This window comes from Proteus vulgaris (assembly GCF_023100685.1).
In the GTDB taxonomy this organism is placed as follows: Bacteria; Pseudomonadota; Gammaproteobacteria; order Enterobacterales; family Enterobacteriaceae; genus Proteus.
The window spans coordinates 1,065,405-1,089,556 of record NZ_CP090064.1 but is presented as its reverse complement, the minus strand read 5'-3'; the positions used below and the strand labels follow the sequence as shown (position 1 = coordinate 1,089,556).

The following is a 24,152-nucleotide window of genomic DNA, read 5'->3' as shown; positions in this document are numbered from 1 at the left end:
AAATTGTGTGTTTAATATACCATTTAACATGTTGATAACAGCATTATCCTAATTTTCGAAACTAACAAGGTGTCTAAAAATGGAAAGCTCATTTACGCCAACAGAAGAATTACTAAACACTCGCGCTACACAACAGAAATCGCTTAACAAAGATATTCCTTATCAAGAAATTTTGTTAACTCGCCTTTCTATGCATGTTCAAAGCAAACTTCTTGAAAGTCGTAATAATATGTTGAAGTCTCAGGGTATTAACGAGACGTTATTTATGGCACTAATGATTTTAGATACGACAGAAAATCGTAGTATTCAACCTTCAGAGCTAAGTGCTGCGCTGGGCTCTTCAAGAACAAATGCAACACGCATTGCTGATGAACTTGAAAAACAAGGTTGGATTGAGCGTCGTGAAAGCCATAATGACCGCCGTTGTTTGCATCTCCACTTAACGGATGCCGGTGAAGAATTTTTAAATAGCTTATTACCTCCACAGCATCAATGTTTAAAACAAATCTGGTCAGTGTTAGATCAACAGGAACAAAAACAGCTTGAAACGCTAATGCGTAAGTTGTTATTACAACTGGATACTTTGGCTGAAAAAGAGTGTGAATAAGCCATATAATAAATAGTTTTATTGATCTAATCCTATTTACGCCATAAATCGGCAAACATACTTACCCATTAGCATTTATAATTTACCTTCACGCTAATAATTATTCTAAGATTGACTTTATAATTATGTTTCCAGTTTCAATACTGGAAACATATCTAATGATGTTTTTCTGGTTTTATGGAGATCTTCTAAATGAGTGTTAATGAGGAAAATACCCCCCCTCAGGCTCCCATTCGCAATAAAAAACGAACTCGCCGAAATGTTCTACTGCTGCTGACTATTCTATTTATTTTAGCTGGGGTGGCTTACACCGCTTATTGGTTTATGGTGTTAAGACATCATGAAACAACTGATAATGCTTATGTCACAGGCAATCAAATCATGATTATGCCGCAGATTTCTGGTTCTGTTACCACCGTTTATGTTGATAACACCGATTTTGTAAAAGCGGGTGACCCTTTAGTTTTATTAGATTCAAGTGATGAAAAACTGGCTTTAGAAAAAGCAAAAACAGCATTAGCGAATAGTGTTCGTCAAATGCATCAACAAATCATTAATGGTCGCCAATTAAAAGCAAACATCGTTTTACGCGAAACAGAACTAACTAAATTACAAAATGACCTTCGTCGCCGTGAAGTTTTAGGCGAACGCAATGTGATTGGTAAAGAAGAACTTCAACACGCCAGAGAAGCTGTTTCCACTGCAAGGGCGGCTTTAGAAGTTGCTAAAGAGCAATACAATGCTAATCAAGCGATTATCTTAAATACACCAATTGCACAACAACCTTCCGTTCTACAAGCATCAACCGATGTTCGTAATGCATGGCTTGCCTTAGAGCGTACTAAAATTTTAAGTCCAACAGATGGCTACGTTTCACGCCGTAGCGTTCAAGTAGGTGCACAAGTCGCACCAGGCAAACCTTTAATGGCTATTGTTCCCGTAACAGGTATGTGGATTGATGCCAATTTTAAAGAAACTCAGCTCGCTAATATGCGTATCGGCCAACCAGCAAAAATTACAACTGACTTTTATGGTAAAAAAGTAATTTATCATGGCACTGTATTAGGTTTAGATATGGGAACTGGAAGTGCTTTCTCATTATTACCTGCTCAAAATGCTAGTGGTAACTGGATAAAAGTTGTTCAGCGATTACCTGTTCGTATTTCATTAGATGAAAAAGAATTAGCAGAAAAGCCACTGCGTATTGGCCTTTCTTCAGAAGTTACCGTTGATACGATTAACCTCGATGGAAAAGTATTATCACACAGTGAACGCCAAGTACCTGCTTATCATACTGATGCATTAACTATTGATATGTCAGCGATTAATAAACTGATCAATGAAATTATTGAACAGAATGCGGGACAATAAAGGCGAGGTGTAAAGGTGATTAAAGAGCCATTACAAGGAGGAAGACTTGCCTTAATGACCATCGCCCTTGCGTTGGCTACCTTTATGCAAGTTCTCGATTCTACAATCGCTAACGTCGCTATTCCAACAATTGCAGGAAACTTAGGTGCCTCTAATTCACAAGGTACTTGGGTTATTACCTCTTTTGGTGTAGCAAATGCTATTTCTATTCCAATTACAGGTTGGTTGGCAAAACGCATTGGTGAAGTTCGACTCTTTATGTGGTCAACGGCACTTTTTGCATTAACGTCTTGGCTTTGCGGTATTTCACAAAGCCTTGAAATGCTGATTTTCTTTCGTGTGCTTCAAGGGTTGGTCGCTGGACCACTAATTCCTTTATCACAAAGTTTATTATTGAATAACTATCCACCAGCTAAGCGAAATATGGCACTTGCACTCTGGTCAGTAACCATTGTTGTCGCGCCAATTTTAGGCCCCATTTTAGGGGGCTATATTAGTGATAACTATCATTGGGGATGGATATTCTTTATTAACGTTCCATTTGGTGTGTTGATTATTATGTGTATATCAAACACCTTAGCTGGGCGAGAAACAAAAACCGAAATTAAACCAATTGATACCATTGGTCTTGTTTTACTTGTTGTTGGTATAGGTGCTTTACAAATCATGCTCGATCAGGGTAAAGAACTTGATTGGTTTAACTCAACAGAAATCATTGTACTCACCATCGTGGCAGTTGTTGCCCTTAGCTTCTTAATTGTCTGGGAGCTTACAGACGATCATCCAGTGATAGATCTTTCACTCTTTAAAAGTCGAAACTTTACCATTGGGTGTGTCACACTTAGCCTCGCCTATATGATCTATTTCGGTACCATCGTTTTACTGCCACTGCTTTTACAAGAAGTCTTTGGCTATACAGCAACATGGGCGGGATTAGCATCAGCATCGGTAGGTTTATTGCCTTTAATTATCACACCGATTATAGGTAAGTTTGGTGGTAAAGTGGATTTACGCTATATCATCAGCTTCAGCTTTATTATGTTTTCTGTGTGTTTTTATTGGCGAGCTTATACCTTCGAACCAGGAATGGATTTTGCCACTGTGGCATGGCCCCAATTTTGGCAAGGTTTAGCGGTTGCGTGTTTCTTTATGCCATTAACGACAATGACATTATCTGGATTACCCCCAGAAAAAATGGCATCAGCGTCAAGTCTTTCGAATTTCTTAAGAACATTGGCTGGGGCAATTGGTGCATCGTTAACGACGACAATTTGGACACAAAGAGAATCACTTCACCATGAAACCTTTGTAGAAAAAATTAATCCACTTGATCCTGATTCACAAATGGCATTCCAACAAATGAATGATCTTGGTCTTTCAAATGAACAGGCATCTGCCTATTTAGCGAAAACCATTACAGAACAAGGATTAATTATTTCAGCCAATGAGATTTTCTGGTTAGCAGCAGGTATTTTCCTTATCATGATGATTGTGGTTTGGTTTGCTAAACCGCCATTCTCTCCAGGAAAATAACGCAATTCACATAGATCTTATACATAAAAAAACCGCTTAAATCACAATGACTAAGCGGTTTTTTATCATTCTTTCTTTAAAACTATAAAGCAATTAGCCTTGGTGCTGACGCCACCATTCAGCTAATAATACACCTGAAGCAACAGAAACGTTTAAGCTCTCTACGTGCCCTGTTCCGCCGATGTAAATGCTCATATCACCTTGATTTAAAGTGCTTTCACTTAAGCCATCTTTCTCTTGACCTAAGATAAGTACCATTTTTGCAGGTAATTGTGCTTTTGATAATGGCACACTGCCTTTATGGCTTGATGTTGCCACTAGCGTATAACCCGCTTTTTTAAATTTATCTAAAGTTTGAGCAAAGTTATCAGCATCAATACCTTGGATATATTCAGCACCACCTTCTGCGGTACGAACAGCCGCACCAGATTCTAATACAGCAGAATCAGGAGAGATAACCCCTTTTACGCCAAAATGCGCACAACTACGCATAATTGCACCTACGTTATGTGGATTACCTACATCTTCCAGAGCTAATACACAATCACTCTCAGGAGCATCTTTCAGATAAGTTTCTGCATCATGACCAACACGCTTTTTAATTAAGAAGCATACCCCACCATGGTGATCGGTGCGGGCGGCTTTGACCATCTCTTCTTCTTCAACAACGTGATAGGCTTTACGATTTGCAGCCATCCATTTTAATGCGTCACGAAAACGTGGCGTAACGTCTTGTAAAAACCAAGCACGAACAATCGCATCAGGACGGTTTTTAAACATTGCCTGACAGGCATTTTCACCATAAATACGTGTTTCTTCTAAGCGCTGACGACGAAGTTGTTCAGGATCGATTTGACTCTTACCCGTAATGCCATCGTGCTCTTTTATTGCCTCTTCACCAGCAGGGCGAGAAACAGTTTTCCATGGAGAAAAACTTCCGCCTTCGCTATCGCGAGAAGGTTTTGATTCATTACGTGATGCGCCACGCCCTGAAGGCTTACCTGCACCGCGGTCATCATGACGAGAAAATTTGTTATCACCACGTCTGTTATCGCGATTTTTATCATCACGGCTATCACCGCGTCTGTTATCACGATTTTTGTCGTCACGGTTATCACCGCGTCTGTTGTCACGGCTATCACCACGACCATTTTCAGGACGACGGGATGGTTTTTTAGGTTTATTATCGGCATTGTCCTCACTACGGACATACATCACTTTTACTTTGCCGTTTTTACCTTCATAAGAATCGTTCATTTGTCTCTCCAACTGCAATAGGGGCGCAGATTACATGATAGTTTAGCAACTGTCACCGAGAGAATCACGCATAGGAATCGATAAACTAATCAGGATCAATTGATAATTAAATTCAGCATAGATATAAGCAATATATCAATATGATTTTTATGAAAAAAAAGTGCTGAATAGTTTGTTTGTTTTTAACATGATAAAATCCGTTTCTTTTTTATTAGTGTTGGTTTATTTGCTATGCATGACAATGCAGTCTCTCGACTTCGTCAATATCGACTTTCAGTTTCAACCCGTCCTTTTAAAGCCAGAGGATTTCGGATAAAACGCTGTAGCTTCTGCTTATTACCTGAAAAGCAGTGCCTTTGTGACACAATTGTCAGCCAACCTGCAAAAAGCCAATTTTGTTTATTGATGTATGATACTGAAGTAATGAAACCAAGTAATACAGGGAAATTAATTGCCGATGTATTATCAGACACGCAGGCATTTTTATGGTCCCGTACTACTCCTGAACAGGCCTTGCTTGACCTAATCAATACACCAGATAAGCAAGCTTATGTTGTTTTCCCTGAAAGCTATGCTTCGAGTGGACGTGTTGTATACAACCAGCTCCCAGTTAATAGCAAACCCCCTCTGTTTATCCTTTTAGATGGTACATGGAGTGAAGCGCGTAAAATGTTTCGTAAAAGCCCTTACCTCGATTCATTACCTATCTTTTCACTTAATGAAGCCAGTAAATGTGATTACGTACTTCGCCAAGCCGCAAGAGAAGATCAACATTGTACTGCTGAAGTAGCTGCGTCTATTTTAGAAAATGTGGGTGATATAAGTGCATCACAACAACTCTTTTCCCATTTTAGTTACTTTCGTCAACAATATTTAATCGGAAAACCAGACCGCCGTCAGGCAAAAGAAGAGTAAATCAGCTACATTGAATAAAAGTTGATAAGCAAACTCTGGAGTGGATATGAGCCAACGAGGTCTTGAAGCACTATTGCGTCCTAAATCTATTGCGGTAATTGGTGCCTCTGAAAAATTAGGTCGTGCAGGAACCACTATGATGAAAAATCTACTCAGTGGTGGATTTAACGGACCTGTGTTTCCAATTAATCCCTCTCGTGGCTCTGTCTCAGGGGTTTTTACTTATCCGTCTATTGATAAATTACCCCAAGTTCCTGATCTAGCAATTATCTGTACCCATCATCACCGTAACCTTGAATTACTAAAGCAATTAGGTGGATCAGGTTGTAAGGCTGTTATTGTCCTTTCAGCACAGCCTGAACAGTTTCAACCAATAAAGTTGCTCTGCCAGCAATATCATATCCGTTTGCTAGGCCCTAATAGTTTGGGTCTTTTAGCACCTTGGCAGGGACTAAATGCCAGTTTTTCACCTCTCCCTGTTAAAAAAGGAAAACTTGCTTTTATTTCACAATCGGCGGCTGTCGCCAATACTATTTTAGATTGGGCTTATTATCGCAATATTGGGTTTTCTTACTTTATTGCCTTAGGAGATAACCAAGATATACAAGTCGATGACTTACTGGATTTTCTAGCAAGAGACAGCAAAACTAGCGCTATTTTATTGCATTTAGAGCATATTAAAGATGCTCGCCGTTTTATGTCTGCCTCTCGAAGTGCTTCACGCAACAAACCTATTTTGGTCATAAAAAGTGGTCGTACCCAAAAAGCGCAGCTGTTATTGGGTGATACGCCAAGTTATGACATCGCTTATGATGCCGCATTTCAACGCGCAGGGTTATTACGCGTACAAGATACCCATGAAATGTTTTCTGCCGTAGAAACTCTTAGCTATATGACGCCCCTAAAAGGCGAAAGATTGATGATTATGAGCAATGGCTCTGCACCTGCGGCCATGGCAATAGATGAGCTATTCTTGCATTCAGGCAAGCTGGCGAAACTGACAGATGAAACAACGCAAAAACTACAAAGTGTTATTCAAGAAAAAAACACCATCCGTAATCCATTAAACTTGGGTGATGATACAACCGTTGATCGCTATGTTGCAACGCTCAATTGCTTATTAGATAGTCATGATCATGACGCTTTATTACTTATTCATACCCCAAGTGCTATTGCACCTAGTATTGAAACAGCACAACGCGTCATAGAAGCCATCAATAAACACCCTAGACGTAAATGGCTTACTGTTTTTACTAACTGGGGCGGAGAATATTCATCTCAACAATCACGAAAATTATTTAGTGAAGCGGGTATTCCTACTTATCGCACCCCTGAAGGTGCTGTTACTGCATTTATGCATATGGTGGAATATCGTCGGAACCAAAAACAATTAAAAGAAACACCTGCATTGCCTTTAGATGTCAAAATGAATACGCAACAAGCGCACCGTTGTATTGAAGAGGCATTACAGAATAAGCAATATCGATTAGATACACACCAAGTTCAGCCAATTATGGAAGCTTATGGTTTCAATACACTTCCTACTTGGATTGCTCATAATGCACAAGAAGCGGTAAGTATAGCGGAAAAAATTGGCTATCCCGTTGCACTAAAATTACGTTCTCCGGATATTCCTCATAAATCTGAAGTTCAAGGTGTCATGCTTTACCTACGTGACAGCACTGAAGTTTCATCAGCGGCTCATGCCATTATTGAACGAGTAACAGAACTCTACCCTCAGGCTCAAATTCAGGGTTTATTAGTGCAAAGTATGGCAAATCGAGCAGGCTCTCAAGAGCTGCGAGTGGCAATTGAGCAAGATCCTATTTTTGGCCCATTAATTCTATTGGGTGAAGGGGGAGTTGAGTGGCAAATTGAAACTAAGGCCGCCGTTGCATTACCGCCTCTGAACATGGCACTTGCCCGTTATTTGGTAATTAACGCCATTAAAAGTGGAAAAATACAGCCAAGAAGTGCTTTACAGCCTCTAAATATCTTAAGCTTAAGTCATTTTTTGGTACAGGTTTCTCATCTACTTTTAGATTGCCCACAAATAGTTAGGCTAGATATTCACCCATTACTGGCTTCTGGCAATGATTTTACACTATTAGATGTTGCAATGGAGTTAGCACCACTGCAAGGTGATCCCCACCAAAGACTTTCTATCCGCCCTTATCCTAATGAATTAGAAGAAACATTTTATCTAAGAGATAGCAATCCTTGTTTTATTCGTCCTATTTTACCTGAGGACGAACCTCTACTAAAAACGTTTATTAACCAAGTGACAAAAGAAGATCTTTACTATCGTTATTTTAGTGAAATAAGTGAATTTACTCATGACGATCTCGCGAATATGACTCAAATTGATTATGATCGAGAAATGGCATTTGTCGCCATTCGAAATCCAGATGATCAACCTGAAATCATTGGTGTAGCCCGTGCAATGGCAGATCCGGATAATCAACATGCTGAATTTGCTATCCTTGTACGATCTGATTTAAAAGGAAATACTCTAGGTCATCAACTTATGACTAAACTTATCAACTATACTAGAGTACATGGCATTAAACGTTTAACCGCAATAACCATGCCTGAAAATCGCAACATGATAAGTTTAGCGAAAAAATTAGGTTTTTCGGTTGAAGTACAGTTTGATGAAGGAATAGTGAATCTTGACTTGCTTCTTTGATCCTCAAAAGAGCTGTAAGTGCGATAATCATAAGTGAAAGTTTTGTTATGTGATTATTCACGCATCCTTTGATAAATTAGCTATATATGATGATTTTATGCGTACATCCCATATAACTAATGTTATGATCAGAAGATCGGTTAAAGAAAATCTACATGGACGATGGCTCCATCTGCCATCATAAACAAGAGAACTAAGCACTGTGATGTTGTCTAAACTAAAACTTGCTAAGCATCAACAACACCTTGCACAACTGCCTAAATTAGCTCAGTCAGTTGCTGATGTTGAAACGCTTTATCAGACGTCCGCGTTTCGCAGCACCTTATTGAAATATATTGCTCAAGCCAAAAAAGAGATCTTTATTACAGCTCTTTATTTAGAGCACGATGAGGCTGGTGAAGAGATCCTTGATGCACTTTACACCGCAAAACAACAACGTCCTGAATTATCCATTACCGTTATTGTTGACTGGCACCGTGCTCAACGTGGGCGAATTGGTGTCTCTGCTGATGCGACAAATGCAGATTGGTATTATCATGTTGCACAGCAACATCCTGATATAGAGCTCCCTATCTATGGGATCCCTGTTAATACTCGTGAAGCACTAGGTGTATTACACCTTAAAGGCTTTATCTTTGATGATACGGTTATTTATAGTGGTGCAAGCATTAATAATGTGTATTTGCATAAGCTAGATAAATATCGCTATGACCGATATCATATTATTCAAAATAGTGAATTAGCGACCACAATGAAACAGTTTATTGTGAATGATCTTCTGCAATCTGAAGCTATTCAACGTCTTGATATTAAAGATAGAGTTCGTTGTGCTGAAATAAAAAATTGCATACGTCAATTTCGTTTTAATTTACGCACACGTGATGGCTATGATATTAAAGCCAATGCTTCTAATCATGAATTAGCAGTAACGCCTTTAGTAGGTTTAGGTAAGAAAAATATCTTAAATAAGACCATTTCTCACCTAATGGCTTCTACAGAAGAAAAATTAGTTATTTGCACTCCTTATTTTAATTTACCAGCGATCCTTGTTCGTCAAATCAGCCATTTATTAAGAAATGGCAAACAAGTCGAAATTATTATTGGTGATAAAACAGCAAATGATTTTTATATTCCACCTGAAGAGCCGTTTAAAATTATTGGTGCCCTGCCTTATCTCTATGAAATCAATCTGCGTAAATTTACCCAGCGTTTCCAACGGTTTATTGATAATGACCAATTAACACTAAGGCTCTGGAAAGACAGTGATAATACCTATCACTTAAAAGGTATGTGGGTTGATGATAATTGGCAATTAATTACAGGTAATAATCTTAACCCACGAGCATGGGGATTAGATTTAGAAAATGCGATATTAATTCATGATCCTAAACATGAATTGCATGAGCAACGGCATAAAGAGCTAGCCTGTATTCGCCAAAAAACACGTATTGTAAAACATTACCAAGAGCTAGAAAGTATTAAGCTTTACCCACTTAAAGTGAAAAAATTAATCAAGCGATTACGACGTATTCGTGTTGATAGATTAATTAGCCGTATACTTTAACGCTAGCACTTCCTGCTTCGAAGCCTTACTTAATATCAGTAAGGCTTTTTTGTATTAACAATCATCTTTTATACTCTACATATCTTATTTATGATCATAAATTCTCTGTGAGAAGGCTTTTATTTTTATGAAACTAAAGCTCAAATATGGTTCTGTGATAATTTTATTTTCAATAATGACTTTAACAGGTTGCCAGTCATTTCATTTTGCCAATGATAATTGGCGAGGAAAAGATAAAGCTCAACATTTCTTGTTTTCTATGGTGGCATCAGCGGGTGCGAATGCTTATGCAGATCATCAACATTATGGCCATAGAGAGGGATTATTAATTGGGCTCTCGTTTTCGATTAGTTTAGGGGCTGTAAAAGAGCTTTATGATAGTCGTCCAGAAGGCACTGGCTGGAGTTGGCATGATTTTGCTTACGATGTTGCAGGGGCAGCGGCAGGTTCATTACTTTATCAGCAATTAAAATAGTTTTTTATTCAGAGTATCTAAGCTCCAAACGCAAAAAAGCCAACCCAATGGGTTGGCTTTTTCGTCTTATTTAATGCCTGGCAGTTCCCTACTCTCACATGGGGAGACCCCACACTACCATCGGCGCTACAACGTTTCACTTCTGAGTTCGGCATGGGATCAGGTGGGACCGCTGCGCTATGGCCGCCAAGCAAATTCTGTTTAATCACCCGTTATTTTGTATCTCTACGCAATAACCAGCAATATTCAATCTTAAACAAGCTTACTTCATCTACTTTTCGTCTCTCAGACAAAACACCTTCGGTGTTGTCAGGTTAAGCCTCACGGTTCATTAGTACTGGTTAGCTCAACGTATCGCTACGCTTACACACCCAGCCTATCAACGTCTTAGTCTTAAACGTTCCTTTAGGTCACTCAAGGTGACAGGGAAGACTCATCTCGAGGCAAGTTTCCCGCTTAGATGCTTTCAGCGGTTATCTCTTCCGCACTTAGCTACCGGGCAATGCCATTGGCATGACAACCCGAACACCAGTGGTGCGTTCACTCCGGTCCTCTCGTACTAGGAGCAACCCCTCTCAATCTTCCAACGCCCACGGCAGATAGGGACCGAACTGTCTCACGACGTTCTAAACCCAGCTCGCGTACCACTTTAAATGGCGAACAGCCATACCCTTGGGACCTACTTCAGCCCCAGGATGTGATGAGCCGACATCGAGGTGCCAAACACCGCCGTCGATATGAACTCTTGGGCGGTATCAGCCTGTTATCCCCGGAGTACCTTTTATCCGTTGAGCGATGGCCCTTCCATTCAGAACCACCGGATCACTAAGACCTACTTTCGTACCTGCTCGAGCCGTCACTCTCACAGTCAAGCTGGCTTATGCCTTTGCACTAACCGCATGATGTCCGACCATGCTTAGCCAACCTTCGTGCTCCTCCGTTACTCTTTAGGAGGAGACCGCCCCAGTCAAACTACCCACCAGACACGGTCCCCGATCCAGATTATGGACCTAGGTTAGAACATCAAACGTTAAAGGGTGGTATTTCAAGGTTGACTCCATGCAGACTGGCGTCCACATTTCATAGTCTCCCACCTATCCTACACATCAAGGCTCAATGTTCAGTGTCAAGCTATAGTAAAGGTTCACGGGGTCTTTCCGTCTTGCCGCGGGTACACTGCATCTTCACAGCGAGTTCAATTTCACTGAGTCTCGGGTGGAGACAGCCTGGCCATCATTACGCCATTCGTGCAGGTCGGAACTTACCCGACAAGGAATTTCGCTACCTTAGGACCGTTATAGTTACGGCCGCCGTTTACTGGGGCTTCGATCAAGAGCTTCTCCCTAAGGATAACCCCATCAATTAACCTTCCAGCACCGGGCAGGCGTCACACCGTATACGTCCACTTTCGTGTTTGCACAGTGCTGTGTTTTTAATAAACAGTTGCAGCCAGCTGGTATCTTCGACTGGCTTCGGCTCCGTCCGCAAGGGACTTCACTTACCGCCAGCGTGCCTTCTCCCGAAGTTACGGCACCATTTTGCCTAGTTCCTTCACCCGAGTTCTCTCAAGCGCCTGAGTATTCTCTACCTGACCACCTGTGTCGGTTTGGGGTACGATTGTTGGTAACCTGAAGCTTAGAGGCTTTTCCTGGAAGCAGGGCATCAATTGCTTCACCACCTTAGTGGTTCGTCATCACACCTCAGCATTAAGTGACCGGATTTGCCTAATCACTCTGCCTACATGCTTGAACCGGGACGACCGTCGCCCGGACAACCTAGCCTTCTCCGTTCCCCCATCGCAGTTACCACCAGTACGGGAATATTAACCCGTTTCCCATCGACTACGCTTTTCAGCCTCGCCTTAGGGGTCGACTCACCCTGCCCCGATTAACGTTGGACAGGAACCCTTGGTCTTCCGGCGTGCGGGTTTTTCACCCGCATTATCGTTACTTATGTCAGCATTCGCACTTCTGATACCTCCAGCATACCTCACAGTACACCTTCGCAGGCTTACAGAACGCTCCCCTACCCAACGAACGTATCCTTAAATTCGCTTATCTGGCTTTCGCCTCGACTTTAATGGACGCATTGACGTCTCTTCGTTCCGTCAATCGTTTCTCACTCAAACAAATTTAAGTGATACGTTCGCTGCCGCAGCTTCGGTGCATGGTTTAGCCCCGTTACATCTTCCGCGCGGGCCGACTCGACCAGTGAGCTATTACGCTTTCTTTAAATGATGGCTGCTTCTAAGCCAACATCCTGGCTGTCTGAGCCTTCCCACTTCGTTTCCCACTTAACCATGACTTTGGGACCTTAGCTGGCGGTCTGGGTTGTTTCCCTCTTCACGACGGACGTTAGCACCCGCCGTGTGTCTCCCGTGATAACATTCTTCGGTATTCGCAGTTTGCATCGAGTTGGTAAGTCGGGATGACCCCCTAGTCGAAACAGTGCTCTACCCCCGAAGATGAGTTCACGAGGCGCTACCTAAATAGCTTTCGGGGAGAACCAGCTATCTCCCGGTTTGATTGGCCTTTCACCCCCATCCACAAGTCATCCGCTAATTTTTCAACATTAGTCGGTTCGGTCCTCCAGTTAGTGTTACCCAACCTTCAACCTGCCCATGGATAGATCACCGGGTTTCGGGTCTATACCCTGCAACTCATTCGCCCAGTTAAGACTCGGTTTCCCTACGGCTCCCCTATACGGTTAACCTTGCTACAGAATATAAGTCGCTGACCCATTATACAAAAGGTACGCAGTCACCCCATCCTCAAATGTCCCGCTTGCTTTTACTGTCAAACTGGCTCGATTTTTTAACTTCCGTTGCTCGTGTACTTCTATGTACACTGCGCGACGGCTTGAAATAATCAACCCATTTTGTAGGTAAACGCTTCGCTGTTTTCGAGTGGTTTGTCCAATCACTCAGTGCAAGGCACTTGAGTGATGGGGCTCCTACTGCTTGTACGTACACGGTTTCAGGTTCTTTTTCACTCCCCTCGCCGGGGTTCTTTTCGCCTTTCCCTCACGGTACTGGTTCACTATCGGTCAATCAGGAGTATTTAGCCTTGGAGGATGGTCCCCCCATATTCAGACAGGATAACACGTGTCCCGCCCTACTCGTCGAGTTCACAATAACAGCATCTTCAGATACGGGGCTATCACCCTTTACTGCCGGACTTTCCAGACCGTTCTCCTGATGCTGCTATTGATTAAGACTCTGGGCTGTTCCCCGTTCGCTCGCCGCTACTAGGGGAATCTCGGTTGATTTCTTTTCCTCGGGGTACTGAGATGTTTCAGTTCTCCCGGTTCGCTTCATGACGCTATGTATTCACGTCATGATAATATCCATTGGATATTGGGTTTCCCCATTCGGAAATCGTCGGTTATAACGGTTCATATCACCTTACCGACGCTTATCGCAGATTAGCACGTCCTTCATCGCCTCTGATTGCCTAGGCATCCACCGTGTACGCTTATTCGCTTAACCTCACAACCCGAAGGTGTTTCTTCTTGAAGACGTCTGGGTGGTGATGGCTGTGCAGATTACATTTCGTCGTTGGGCAGTGCTCGCCATGCTCACATACTCATGTATGTTGCGCTGGCTGTGCGCTGGCCGCCTCGAACTGTAAATTGCTCGCTCATCCCACTTCGATGTCGAAAAACACATTCAAAGTTTGAGATTTTGAGAGACTCATCAATATACCTCGGTGATATATTGATTTGTTTTCAATTTTTCAGCTTGTTCCAGATTGTTAAAGAGCAAAATAATTCGCAGTATACTATTGCTAATATACTCTGAATTATTGTTTTTATATTCAAGAGATTATGGTGGAGCTAAGCGGGATCGAACCGCTGACCTCCTGCGTGCAAGGCAGGCGCTCTCCCAGCTGAGCTATAGCCCCATAATGCATTCTTAATACCGTGTCGTTTCTCAGGTTTCTTTCTTATCAGGAATTTCCCTTAAGTAAGAATTGAGCCAATCGCAGTGAGACAAGGCGTGGAGTCACGAAGTTTACATTAAGTAAACGAGTGAATTCACAACGCAGTATCAATACGATTTGGTAGGCCTGAGTGGACTTGAACCACCGACCTCACCCTTATCAGGGGTGCGCTCTAACCACCTGAGCTACAAGCCTATACCGGTATTTCTGCTCGTTCTTCATCAGACAATCTGTGTGAGCACTACACATAACACGTATCTCTTAGGTAAGGAGGTGATCCAACCGCAGGTTCCCCTACGGTTACCTTGTTACGACTTCACCCCAGTCATGAATCACAAAGTGGTAAGCGCCCTCCCGAAGGTTAAGCTACCTACTTCTTTTGCAACCCACTCCCATGGTGTGACGGGCGGTGTGTACAAGGCCCGGGAACGTATTCACCGTAGCATTCTGATCTACGATTACTAGCGATTCCGACTTCATGGAGTCGAGTTGCAGACTCCAATCCGGACTACGACAGACTTTATGAGTTCCGCTTGCTCTCGCGAGGTCGCTTCTCTTTGTATCTGCCATTGTAGCACGTGTGTAGCCCTACTCGTAAGGGCCATGATGACTTGACGTCATCCCCACCTTCCTCCGGTTTATCACCGGCAGTCTCCTTTGAGTTCCCGCCATCACGCGCTGGCAACAAAGGATAAGGGTTGCGCTCGTTGCGGGACTTAACCCAACATTTCACAACACGAGCTGACGACAGCCATGCAGCACCTGTCTCAGAGTTCCCGAAGGCACTCCTCTATCTCTAAAGGATTCTCTGGATGTCAAGAGTAGGTAAGGTTCTTCGCGTTGCATCGAATTAAACCACATGCTCCACCGCTTGTGCGGGCCCCCGTCAATTCATTTGAGTTTTAACCTTGCGGCCGTACTCCCCAGGCGGTCGATTTAACGCGTTAGCTCCAGAAGCCACGGTTCAAGACCACAACCTCTAAATCGACATCGTTTACAGCGTGGACTACCAGGGTATCTAATCCTGTTTGCTCCCCACGCTTTCGCACCTGAGCGTCAGTCTTTGTCCAGGGGGCCGCCTTCGCCACCGGTATTCCTCCACATCTCTACGCATTTCACCGCTACACATGGAATTCTACCCCCCTCTACAAGACTCTAGCCAACCAGTTTCAGATGCAATTCCCAAGTTAAGCTCGGGGCTTTCACATCTGACTTAATTGACCGCCTGCGTGCGCTTTACGCCCAGTAATTCCGATTAACGCTTGCACCCTCCGTATTACCGCGGCTGCTGGCACGGAGTTAGCCGGTGCTTCTTCTGCGGGTAACGTCAATTGATAAAGGTATTAACTTTATCACCTTCCTCCCCGCTGAAAGTACTTTACAACCCTAAGGCCTTCTTCATACACGCGGCATGGCTGCATCAGGCTTGCGCCCATTGTGCAATATTCCCCACTGCTGCCTCCCGTAGGAGTCTGGGCCGTGTCTCAGTCCCAGTGTGGCTGATCATCCTCTCAGACCAGCTAGAGATCGTCGCCTAGGTGAGCCATTACCTCACCTACTAGCTAATCCCATATGGGTTCATCCGATAGCGCAAGGTCCGAAGAGCCCCTGCTTTGGTCCGTAGACGTCATGCGGTATTAGCCACCGTTTCCAGTAGTTATCCCCCTCTATCGGGCAGATCCCCATACATTACTCACCCGTCCGCCGCTCGTCAGCAAGAAAGCAAGCTTTCTCCTGTTACCGCTCGACTTGCATGTGTTAGGCCTGCCGCCAGCGTTCAATCTGAGCCATGATCAAACTCTTCAATTAAAAGTGTTTGATGCTCAAAGAAATCGAAAACTTAGCTATTCATAAATGAATTTACTTTTGTTGTTCACTCTTCAAGACTTGATACATCTAATATTTTAGAAGATATCGTCTCTGCGAGTGCCCACACAGATTGTCTGATAATTTGTTAAAGAGCAGTGCAACATTTGCTGCCGTTTCCGGTCTTCTGCGTTGTTGCGAGGAGGCGTATATTACGTTATTCCTCTGAAGAGTCAAGAGTTTTTTCAAACTTTTTTCTTTTCTCTTCGCTGTCCTTCGTGGCTGTTGTCAGCTCATCGTCGGTCAGTGGATGCGCATTATAGGGAGTTTTCTGAATGTGACAAGCATTATTTTAAAAAAACTTTCCGACAGCGTACTTAATAATCAAATTGGTCTTCTTGGTGTAAATAGTAGACAATCATTGTGTAAAAAAGTTTCAAATATAAAAAAAACACCATTTGCAGATTATCTTTATTCTTCCTTACAAAAACACAAACCATAAAAAAGAGGCTTATATAAGCCTCTTTTTCTGTTTCACAGTTATCTCTTATAATAGAAAAGATGCTCTATTACTGTTTTGCAATTATCTTATTATCATCTAAATCTAAGATAATCTCTTTGCCTGGCAATAACTTACCTGACAAAATATCTTGAGCCAGTGGGTTTTCAACCTCTTGTTGGATAGCTCGTTTCAATGGACGAGCACCATAAATTGGATCAAAACCAACTTCACTCAATTTTTCTAATGCTGCACCTGTAATAGTGACGTGATAACCACGCTCTTCTAAACGTTGGTATAAACGACGTAACTGAATTTGTGCAATCGCTGCAATGTTTTCTTTGCCTAATGGGTGGAATACCACAACTTCATCAATACGGTTAATAAACTCTGGTCTGAAATGATGGCCAACTACATCCATCACTATTGTTTTCATTTCAGGATAATCAAGTGTCCCGAAACGTTCCTGAATTAAATCAGAACCTAAGTTTGATGTCATAATCACAACAGTATTACGAAAATCTACGGTTCTACCTTGTCCATCAGTTAAACGACCATCATCCAATACTTGTAATAAGATATTGAATACATCAGGGTGCGCTTTTTCAACTTCATCTAATAAGATGACTGAATAAGGACGACGACGAACTGCTTCTGTTAAATATCCACCTTCTTCGTAACCAACATATCCTGGAGGCGCACCCACTAAACGAGAAACGGAGTGTTTTTCCATAAACTCAGACATATCGATACGAACCATTGCATCATCACTATCAAACAAGAAGTTTGCTAGTGCTTTACATAATTCTGTTTTACCCACCCCTGTTGGTCCTAAAAATAGGAACGAACCAATTGGGCGATTAGGATCAGACAACCCAGCACGACTGCGGCGGATCGCATTTGATACTGCGCTTACAGCTTCTGCCTGACCAATAACACGTCTATGTAATTCTTGTTCCATTCTTAGCAGTTTTTCACGCTCCCCTTCTAGCATTCTAGAAACAGGAATACCGGTCCAACGCGCTAAGATTTCAGCAATTTCAGCATCAGTGACTTTATTACGTAACAGCTTCATATGTTTATCTTCAGCTTTATTCGCTTCAGCAAGCTGTTTTTCTAACATCGGAATTTGCCCATATTGGATTTCTGACATTTTTGCCAAATCACCACTACGGCGAGCTTGCTCTAATGCAATACGAGCTTGCTCTAATTCTGATTTAATATGTTGAGTTCCTGTCAGCTCTGCTTTTTCTGCTTTCCACTCTTCTTCTAAAGCGGAATATTCTTTCTCTTTTTCAGCAAGCTCTTCATTTAGCATTTCTAAACGCTTTTTACTTGCATCATCAGACTCTTTTTGCAGGGCTTGTTGTTCAAGTTTCAGCTGAATAATACGTCTATCAAGTCTATCTAATGCTTCTGGTTTTGAATCCATTTGCATACGTAGGCTTGCACCTGCTTCATCAATTAAGTCAATCGCTTTATCTGGTAACATACGATCCGATATATAGCGATGTGATAAAGTCGCAGCTGCAACGATAGCTGGGTCTGTAATTTGAACATGATGATGAAGTTCATAACGTTCTTTCAGACCACGTAAAATAGCAATGGTATCTTCTACTGTTGGCTCTGCTACATACACTTTTTGGAAACGGCGCTCTAAAGCAGCATCTTTCTCAATATATTGACGATATTCATCAAGTGTTGTTGCACCAACACAGTGTAACTCACCACGTGCTAAGGCAGGTTTTAACATATTACCCGCATCCATAGCACCATCGGCTTTACCTGCACCAACCATTGTATGTAATTCATCAATAAACAGAATTACACTACCTTCCTGTTTAGATAAATCATTTAAAACTGCTTTTAAACGCTCTTCAAATTCACCGCGATATTTAGCGCCAGCTAATAAAGAGCCCATATCAAGAGAAAGCACACGTTTATTTTTTAAACCTTCTGGTACTTCGCCGTTAACAATACGTTGAGCTAATCCTTCAACAATCGCCGTTTTACCGACACCCGGCTCACCGATAAGCACTGGGTTATTTTTAGTACGACGTTGTAAAACCTGAATGGTTCTTCTGATTTCTTCATCACGACCAATGACAGGATCAAGTTTGCCTTGTTCTGCTCTTTCCGTTAAATCCACAGTATATTTTTTCAATGCCTGACGTTGGTCTTCTGCATTTTGATCGTTCACTGTTTCTCCACCACGTATTTTTTCAATCGCTATCTCAAGACTTGCTTTATTAGCACCCGCAGCTTTTAGCATATCAGCAACTTGACCACCGGTTTCCATTGCAGCTAAAAGGAAAAGCTCTGAGGAAATAAATTCATCACCTTTTTTCTGTGCTAACTTATCGCACAAATTAAGATGTTTAATAAGATCATTAGAGGGATGAACCTCTCCACCAGCACCTTCAACTTTAGGTAATCGAGACAAAGCTTCATTAATTCGCTCATTAAATTGCGATGCATTAACACCTGTTGATGTTAATAGAGGGCGAATTGAGCCACCTTGTTGATTAAATAACGCACTCAGTAAATGTATGGGTTCTATAAATTGATTATCGTTCCCAAGTGCCAATGACTGGGCGTCTGCGAGAGCTTGCTGGAATTTATTGGTTAATTTATCCAGACGCATAACACCTCCAAGTAAAATTTAAAGTAAAATTCGTAACTGGAGAATAGATGAGGTCATTTTGACAATATTCAAGCTCAAAATAAAAATTTTGAGCAAAAATATTTATCAATATTTGAGATAAGTGAGAAAAGCGGTTGAGAGAAGTTTATTTAATCCAGATTAATGATGCCATTCGACCTGTTATCTGTTCACGTCTATACGAAAAGAAACGCGATTTCTCTGTCACAGTACAGAAATCACCACCGTAAATCTGAGTTACCCCATTTTCCTGTAAAATTATTCTCGCTAACATATAGATATTAGCTAAATATTTATCATTATGAGGAATAAATGCAGGATCAAAGGCCTTATTTTTTTCAATAAAGGCCAAACGTACTTCAGCCCCAACTTCAAAAGCATTGGGGCCAATTGCAGGTCCCAACCATGCCATTATTTGATGTTTGGGTGCTTTAAACTGTGCAAGTGTATTTTGTAATACACCATGGCAAAGCCCTCTCCATCCACCATGTGCTGCACCAACTTCTGTTCCATCAAGCGTTGTAAAAAGAACAGGTAGGCAATCTGCCGTCATAATTGCACAAACTTTTTTCTCGGTAGCGGTATAAAGGGCATCACCTTCTACTTCATTATTTTTCTCAGCTTTTAACGTAACAACGTGAGTGCCATGAACTTGTTCAAGCCATAATGGCATTTCAGGTAACTGCGCTTGTTGGCAGAGTCTACGCCTATTTTCTTCAACGCAAGACAATTCATCACCAACATGTGTACCTAAATTAAGGCTATGATAAGGCGGTAAACTGATACCGCCTTCTCTGAGCGTACTGCAAGCCCCAATATTCTCAGGTTGTGGCCAATCTGGAAAAATCAATGAAGTCATTTACCAATCCATTTCATCTTTAAATTGTTCAGCATCATCTTTTAATACATCGATAAGCTTAACCATATCATCAGGTAACGGCGCATGCCATTCCATTTCAATACCCGTGATCGGATGATAAAGACGTAACATTGTTGCGTGTAATGCTTGTCTATCAAATAAACGTAGCGTTTCACGCAACTCTTCTGATGCACCTTTTAAAGGGCGTGGTCTTCCTGCATAAAGCTGATCACCAATTAATGCATGATGAATATGCGCCATATGAACACGAATTTGATGGGTACGCCCCGTTTCTAAGCGTAAACGTAAACGTGTATGAGCACGGAAATGCTCCATGACGCGATAATGCGTTACTGCTGGTTTACCCATTGGGTGTACAGCCATATGCGTACGCTTAGTCGGATGTCGAGAAATGGGTTCATTGACTAATCCACCCGCAGTCATCCTTCCGGTCGCAACTGCTTCATACTCACGCGTGATTTCACGACGTTGTAAAGCTTCAACTAAATGAGTTTGAGCAGGAACTGTTTTTGCAACAACCATTAAACCTGTTGTATCTTTATCCAAACGATGGACAATACCTGCGCGAGGTACATTAGCAATTTCAGGATAACGATAAAGTAATGCATTTAATACGGTACCATCAGGGTTACCAGCACCAGGATGAACAACGAGATCCCTTGGTTTATTGATAACTAAAATATCGTCATCTTCATAAACGATATTTAACGGAATATTCTGAGGCTCCCAGCGTGCTTCCTCTTCAATTAAGGCATCGACTTCAATTTTTTCACCGCCAAGCATTTTTTCCTTTGGCTTATTGATGATTTTATCGTTAACCTGCACTCTATTGTCTAAGATCCACTCTTTTATACGAGATCTTGAATAATCAGGGAACATTTCGGCCAAAGCCTGATCTAAGCGTTGACCCAGCTGTGAATCTGCGACTGTAGCATTAAGTCGTATTTGTTGAGACATAAATAGTTTTCTATTAATTAAGTTAGTGTTTTGACGGCACAGCCGTTTCATTTAAAATGAGTTATAGTGTAACCGATTTTAGGGGAGCTTCACGGAGAGACTCCCCAAACCTATTCAGAGGATAATCAATACGTGATGAGACGCATTAAATACCTGGTGGCAGCGGCCACTGTAAGCCTGTTACTTTCTGGCTGTTCGAGTTCAGACAAAGACGCTACTGCCGATATGTCGCCTTCTGAGCTTTACACAACCAGTCAGGAAAAATTGCTAGATGGCAATTATGGAGCGGCTATCAAACAATTAGAGTCTCTCGATAATCGCTATCCTTTTGGCCCTTACTCGCAACAAGTTCAGCTCGACTTGATTTATGCTTATTATAAATCAGCGGAACTGCCAATGGCGATTACTGCAATCGACCGTTTTATGCGATTAAACCCAACCCATCCTAATATTGACTATGTTCTTTATATGCGAGGCTTAACTGCTCAAGCATTAGATGATAGTGCATTACAAGGATTCTTTGGTATTGATCGTTCAGACCGTGATCCTCAACATGCAATTGTGGCATTTAAAGACTTCAGTCAATTAGTACGTTATTACCCTGATAGCCTTTACGTCGCTGATGCAACCAAGCGCCTTGTCTTTCTTAAAAACCGTTTAGCGAAGTATGAACTTTCAGTTGCGAAATTCTATACTAAACGAGGGGCTTATGTCGCGGTTATTAATAGAGTAGAGCAAATGATGCGTGATTATCCTGATACACAAGCTACTCGTGATGCGCTTGAATACATGGAAAACGCCTATAAAGAGTTAGGTCTGACACAAGAAGCAGATAAAGTGGCTTCATTGATTGCAGCAAATCCAGCTTAACCCAAACATCACTATCAAAAACAGCAGCTTATCGCTGCTGTTTTTTTATTCTTTTTTAGCTAAATTATCTTTACTTTTCATCAGCCCAACCTTCCTAATATGACTGAATAAATACAACTTAACAAGCGCTCTTTTTCAACTATTTATCATTTGTCACGTTTCTATTACTTGTTACACATACAACCAACAAAAAGTGATTTTGATCATGTTTTTAATTGTGTATCACGATATTCTGAAGTTATCGAAGACGGAGTAATTAAGAGGTAACTATATGATTATAAATATTACTAGCAAACAAATGGAAATTACCCCAGCACTACGTGAACACATTGAAAGCCGTCTAACTAAACTTAATAAATGGCAGGTGAATTTAATCAATCCTCGTATTATTCTGACAAAAGATCCTAAAGGTTTTAGTGTTGATGCCAGCATTCACATACCAAATGGGCAATTGGTCGCTAATGCACAACACACAGATATGTATGTCGCTATTAATGATTTGTTAGCAAAACTTGAGCGCCAATTAAACAAAGTTCAGCATAAAAATGAATCTCGTCGGGCTGATAACAGCTTGAAAGAAGAAAATTTACTTGTCGATGAAATGTAAATAGTAAAGCTAGATTAAAAATTAGAATAAATCACTGACTCAAAACGCCTCTGCGCATCCTCGTGATGCGCTTTTTATTGTATTTTTCTTGACTCCTTTCACATCATCATGTTTGATAGCTATATGTTAAATAATTTACCAAACAATATAATGACGACGCATTCGTTTTTGTCTTTCTTCTTTTTCTTTTTACTCTTTCATTAAGAGGCTTTGTCATTTCAGAAAGAAAAGTAAGAACGACAATAGCCTCCAAAAATGGAGGCTTTTTTTATTTATAATGGTATGACGCAAAAGTATAGGGCTAAAACATGGAAAAACTCGATTTATTAGCAATCAGAGATAAAATCACAACGTTAGATTCAGAATTACTCACGTTGTTAGCAAATAGACGCCAATTATCTGCTGATGTCGCTCAATTTAAATTGAATACACATCGCCCTATTAGAGATAAAAATCGTGAGCGTGAATTACTTGATTTATTAATTGAGAAAGGAAAAAAAGTTGGTCTAGATGGTTTTTATATCAGCCGCATTTTTCAAATGATTATTGAAGATTCCGTATTAACCCAGCAAGCTATTTTACAGCAACACCTAAATGCGACACCAAATGAATCTGCAAGGATTGCTTATTTAGGCCCTAAAGGCTCTTATTCACATATTGCTGCTCGCCAATATGCGGCTCGTCATTTTGATACAATTATCGATTGTACTTGTCACAAGTTTGACGATATTTTCACACTGGTTGATACAGGGCAAGCTGATTACGGTTTATTGCCTATTGAGAATACCAGCTCTGGCGCAATTAATGATGTTTACGATTTACTGCAAACAACATCACTGTCTATTGTGGGTGAAATTCGTATTCCTATTAATCATGCACTTTTAACCAGCGTTGATAGTTCGACAGAAGAATTGCAAACTATTTATAGCCACCCTCAACCTTTCCAACAATGTAGCCATTATTTAAATCAGTATCCAAACTGGAAAATTGAATATTGCGAAAGTACGGCCGCTGCAATGGAAAAAGTAGCTCTTGCACAATCACCACATGTTGCCGCTATTGGTAGTGAAGCGGGTGGATCTCTTTATGGCTTAAAACCCTTAGCGAATAATTTAGCAAACCAGCAAATAAACGTAACACGCTTTATTGTTATCGCACGTAAAGCGATTGATGTGTCAGAGCAAGTTCCTGCAAAAACAACGTTCTTAATGGCTACAGGGCAACAAGCGGGGGCTTTAGTCGATGCTCTAATGATTTTAAAAAAATACGACATTATTATGACAAAATTAGAATCTCGCCCTATTAATGGTACGCCTTGGGAAGAGATGTTTTATATTGATGTTCAAGCTAATCTGCGTGATATAAATATGCAAAAGGCTTTACATGATTTATCACAAACAACACGATCATTAAAAATATTAGGATGTTATCCTTCAGAGAACGTAGTGCCTGTCGAAGTAAAATAATAAAAAAGCGCATTCATTAATAAATAAGCCAGATAGTGCATCACTATCTGGCT

General features: G+C 41.3%; 14 protein-coding genes, 2 tRNA genes, 3 rRNA genes and 1 other annotated feature. Of the genes, 10 read left to right on the top strand and 9 right to left on the bottom strand.

The features are described from left to right. Positions 1 to 79: 79 nt before the first annotated feature. The 3 genes from mprA (at position 80) to emrB (ending at position 3,511) form a co-directional block, all read left to right on the top strand. The gene (gene mprA / locus LW139_RS05160) at positions 80 to 607 is read left to right on the top strand and encodes a transcriptional repressor MprA (RefSeq protein WP_109409488.1); all 528 of its coding nucleotides are present in this window, start codon (positions 80 to 82) and stop codon (positions 605 to 607) included. Positions 608 to 799: 192 nt separating this feature from the next. Further along, positions 800 to 1,978: a multidrug efflux MFS transporter periplasmic adaptor subunit EmrA gene (gene emrA / locus LW139_RS05155; RefSeq protein WP_166540929.1), complete on the top strand. Its 1,179-nt coding sequence runs from the start codon at positions 800 to 802 to the stop codon at positions 1,976 to 1,978. Positions 1,979 to 1,993: 15 nt separating this feature from the next. Further along, complete coding sequence (gene emrB, locus LW139_RS05150; protein WP_109409486.1) at positions 1,994 to 3,511, top strand: multidrug efflux MFS transporter permease subunit EmrB; 1,518 nt, start codon at positions 1,994 to 1,996, stop codon at positions 3,509 to 3,511. 93 nt (positions 3,512 to 3,604) lie between these two features. Here the strand turns inward: emrB and LW139_RS05145 are convergent, their stop codons facing one another. Continuing rightward, positions 3,605 to 4,768, bottom strand: coding sequence for a tRNA/rRNA methyltransferase (locus tag LW139_RS05145; RefSeq protein WP_166540928.1), 1,164 nt, complete (start codon positions 4,766 to 4,768; stop codon positions 3,605 to 3,607). A gap of 231 nt (positions 4,769 to 4,999) precedes the next feature. Here LW139_RS05145 and LW139_RS05140 point away from each other — a divergent pair, with 231 nt between their 5' ends. The 4 genes from LW139_RS05140 to LW139_RS05125 all read left to right on the top strand — a co-directional run bounded on the left by LW139_RS05140 (position 5,000) and on the right by LW139_RS05125 (position 10,411). Then, the gene (locus LW139_RS05140) at positions 5,000 to 5,683 is read left to right on the top strand and encodes a tRNA-uridine aminocarboxypropyltransferase (protein WP_247850714.1); all 684 of its coding nucleotides are present in this window, start codon (positions 5,000 to 5,002) and stop codon (positions 5,681 to 5,683) included. Between the two features lie 46 nt (positions 5,684 to 5,729). After that, complete coding sequence (locus LW139_RS05135; RefSeq protein ID WP_166540926.1) at positions 5,730 to 8,372, top strand: bifunctional acetate--CoA ligase family protein/GNAT family N-acetyltransferase; 2,643 nt, start codon at positions 5,730 to 5,732, stop codon at positions 8,370 to 8,372. A gap of 205 nt (positions 8,373 to 8,577) precedes the next feature. Beyond that, complete coding sequence (gene pssA / locus LW139_RS05130) at positions 8,578 to 9,936, top strand: CDP-diacylglycerol--serine O-phosphatidyltransferase (RefSeq protein ID WP_166540962.1); 1,359 nt, start codon at positions 8,578 to 8,580, stop codon at positions 9,934 to 9,936. A gap of 127 nt (positions 9,937 to 10,063) precedes the next feature. Beyond that, complete coding sequence (locus LW139_RS05125; protein WP_166540925.1) at positions 10,064 to 10,411, top strand: YfiM family lipoprotein; 348 nt, start codon at positions 10,064 to 10,066, stop codon at positions 10,409 to 10,411. Between the two features lie 75 nt (positions 10,412 to 10,486). Here the strand turns inward: LW139_RS05125 and rrf are convergent. The 8 genes from rrf to rluD form a co-directional block, all read right to left on the bottom strand. Then, a 5S ribosomal RNA gene (gene rrf, locus LW139_RS05120) occupies positions 10,487 to 10,602 on the bottom strand. Positions 10,603 to 10,721: 119 nt separating this feature from the next. Then, a 23S ribosomal RNA gene (locus tag LW139_RS05115) occupies positions 10,722 to 13,898 on the bottom strand. Positions 13,899 to 14,237: 339 nt separating this feature from the next. Then, positions 14,238 to 14,313: transfer RNA gene (locus LW139_RS05110), tRNA-Ala, on the bottom strand. A 157-nt stretch (positions 14,314 to 14,470) separates the two neighbouring features. After that, a tRNA-Ile gene (locus tag LW139_RS05105) sits at positions 14,471 to 14,547 on the bottom strand. 71 nt (positions 14,548 to 14,618) lie between these two features. Then, positions 14,619 to 16,161 (bottom strand): 16S ribosomal RNA (locus LW139_RS05100). Together the 16S, 23S and 5S rRNA genes with 2 tRNA genes alongside form the textbook arrangement of a ribosomal RNA operon. 566 nt (positions 16,162 to 16,727) lie before the next feature. Then, positions 16,728 to 19,301 (bottom strand): ATP-dependent chaperone ClpB, encoded by a 2,574-nt coding sequence (gene clpB, locus LW139_RS05095; RefSeq protein ID WP_166540963.1) that lies wholly within the window; start codon positions 19,299 to 19,301, stop codon positions 16,728 to 16,730. Between the two features lie 145 nt (positions 19,302 to 19,446). Next, the gene (yfiH, locus tag LW139_RS05090; protein WP_166540964.1) at positions 19,447 to 20,178 is read right to left on the bottom strand and encodes a purine nucleoside phosphorylase YfiH; all 732 of its coding nucleotides are present in this window, start codon (positions 20,176 to 20,178) and stop codon (positions 19,447 to 19,449) included. Further along, on the bottom strand, positions 20,179 to 21,156 hold the full coding sequence (rluD, locus tag LW139_RS05085; RefSeq protein ID WP_166540965.1) for a 23S rRNA pseudouridine(1911/1915/1917) synthase RluD: 978 nt from the start codon (positions 21,154 to 21,156) through the stop codon (positions 20,179 to 20,181). Between the two features lie 135 nt (positions 21,157 to 21,291). Here rluD and bamD point away from each other — a divergent pair, with 135 nt between their 5' ends. The 3 genes from bamD to pheA all read left to right on the top strand — a co-directional run bounded on the left by bamD (position 21,292) and on the right by pheA (position 24,099). Then, positions 21,292 to 22,026 carry an outer membrane protein assembly factor BamD gene (gene bamD, locus LW139_RS05080; protein ID WP_072070872.1) on the top strand — a complete coding sequence of 245 codons (735 nt, stop codon included), beginning with the start codon at positions 21,292 to 21,294 and terminating at the stop codon, positions 22,024 to 22,026. A 271-nt stretch (positions 22,027 to 22,297) separates the two neighbouring features. After that, complete coding sequence (gene raiA / locus LW139_RS05075) at positions 22,298 to 22,633, top strand: ribosome-associated translation inhibitor RaiA (RefSeq protein ID WP_109409475.1); 336 nt, start codon at positions 22,298 to 22,300, stop codon at positions 22,631 to 22,633. A 155-nt stretch (positions 22,634 to 22,788) separates the two neighbouring features. Then, positions 22,789 to 22,905, top strand: a sequence feature (Phe leader region). Positions 22,906 to 22,941: 36 nt separating this feature from the next. Further along, positions 22,942 to 24,099, top strand: a complete 1,158-nt coding sequence (pheA, locus tag LW139_RS05070) for a bifunctional chorismate mutase/prephenate dehydratase (protein ID WP_109409474.1) — start codon at positions 22,942 to 22,944, stop codon at positions 24,097 to 24,099. Positions 24,100 to 24,152 lie beyond the last annotated feature (53 nt).

Excerpts from the sequence above, each read along its gene's own strand:
- pssA (WP_166540962.1), top strand. The coding sequence starts at position 8,578 with ATGTTGTCTAAACTAAAACTTGCTAAGCATCAACAACACCTTGCACAA.
- clpB (WP_166540963.1), bottom strand. The coding sequence starts at position 19,301 with ATGCGTCTGGATAAATTAACCAATAAATTCCAGCAAGCTCTCGCAGAC.
- raiA (WP_109409475.1), top strand. The coding sequence starts at position 22,298 with ATGATTATAAATATTACTAGCAAACAAATGGAAATTACCCCAGCACTA.
- emrA (WP_166540929.1), top strand. The coding sequence starts at position 800 with ATGAGTGTTAATGAGGAAAATACCCCCCCTCAGGCTCCCATTCGCAAT.
- LW139_RS05135 (WP_166540926.1), top strand. The coding sequence starts at position 5,730 with ATGAGCCAACGAGGTCTTGAAGCACTATTGCGTCCTAAATCTATTGCG.
- yfiH (WP_166540964.1), bottom strand. The coding sequence starts at position 20,178 with ATGACTTCATTGATTTTTCCAGATTGGCCACAACCTGAGAATATTGGG.
- LW139_RS05125 (WP_166540925.1), top strand. The coding sequence starts at position 10,064 with ATGAAACTAAAGCTCAAATATGGTTCTGTGATAATTTTATTTTCAATA.
- LW139_RS05140 (WP_247850714.1), top strand. The coding sequence starts at position 5,000 with ATGCATGACAATGCAGTCTCTCGACTTCGTCAATATCGACTTTCAGTT.
- LW139_RS05145 (WP_166540928.1), bottom strand. The coding sequence starts at position 4,768 with ATGAACGATTCTTATGAAGGTAAAAACGGCAAAGTAAAAGTGATGTAT.
- bamD (WP_072070872.1), top strand. The coding sequence starts at position 21,292 with ATGAGACGCATTAAATACCTGGTGGCAGCGGCCACTGTAAGCCTGTTA.
- mprA (WP_109409488.1), top strand. The coding sequence starts at position 80 with ATGGAAAGCTCATTTACGCCAACAGAAGAATTACTAAACACTCGCGCT.
- rluD (WP_166540965.1), bottom strand. The coding sequence starts at position 21,156 with ATGTCTCAACAAATACGACTTAATGCTACAGTCGCAGATTCACAGCTG.
- pheA (WP_109409474.1), top strand. The coding sequence starts at position 22,942 with ATGGAAAAACTCGATTTATTAGCAATCAGAGATAAAATCACAACGTTA.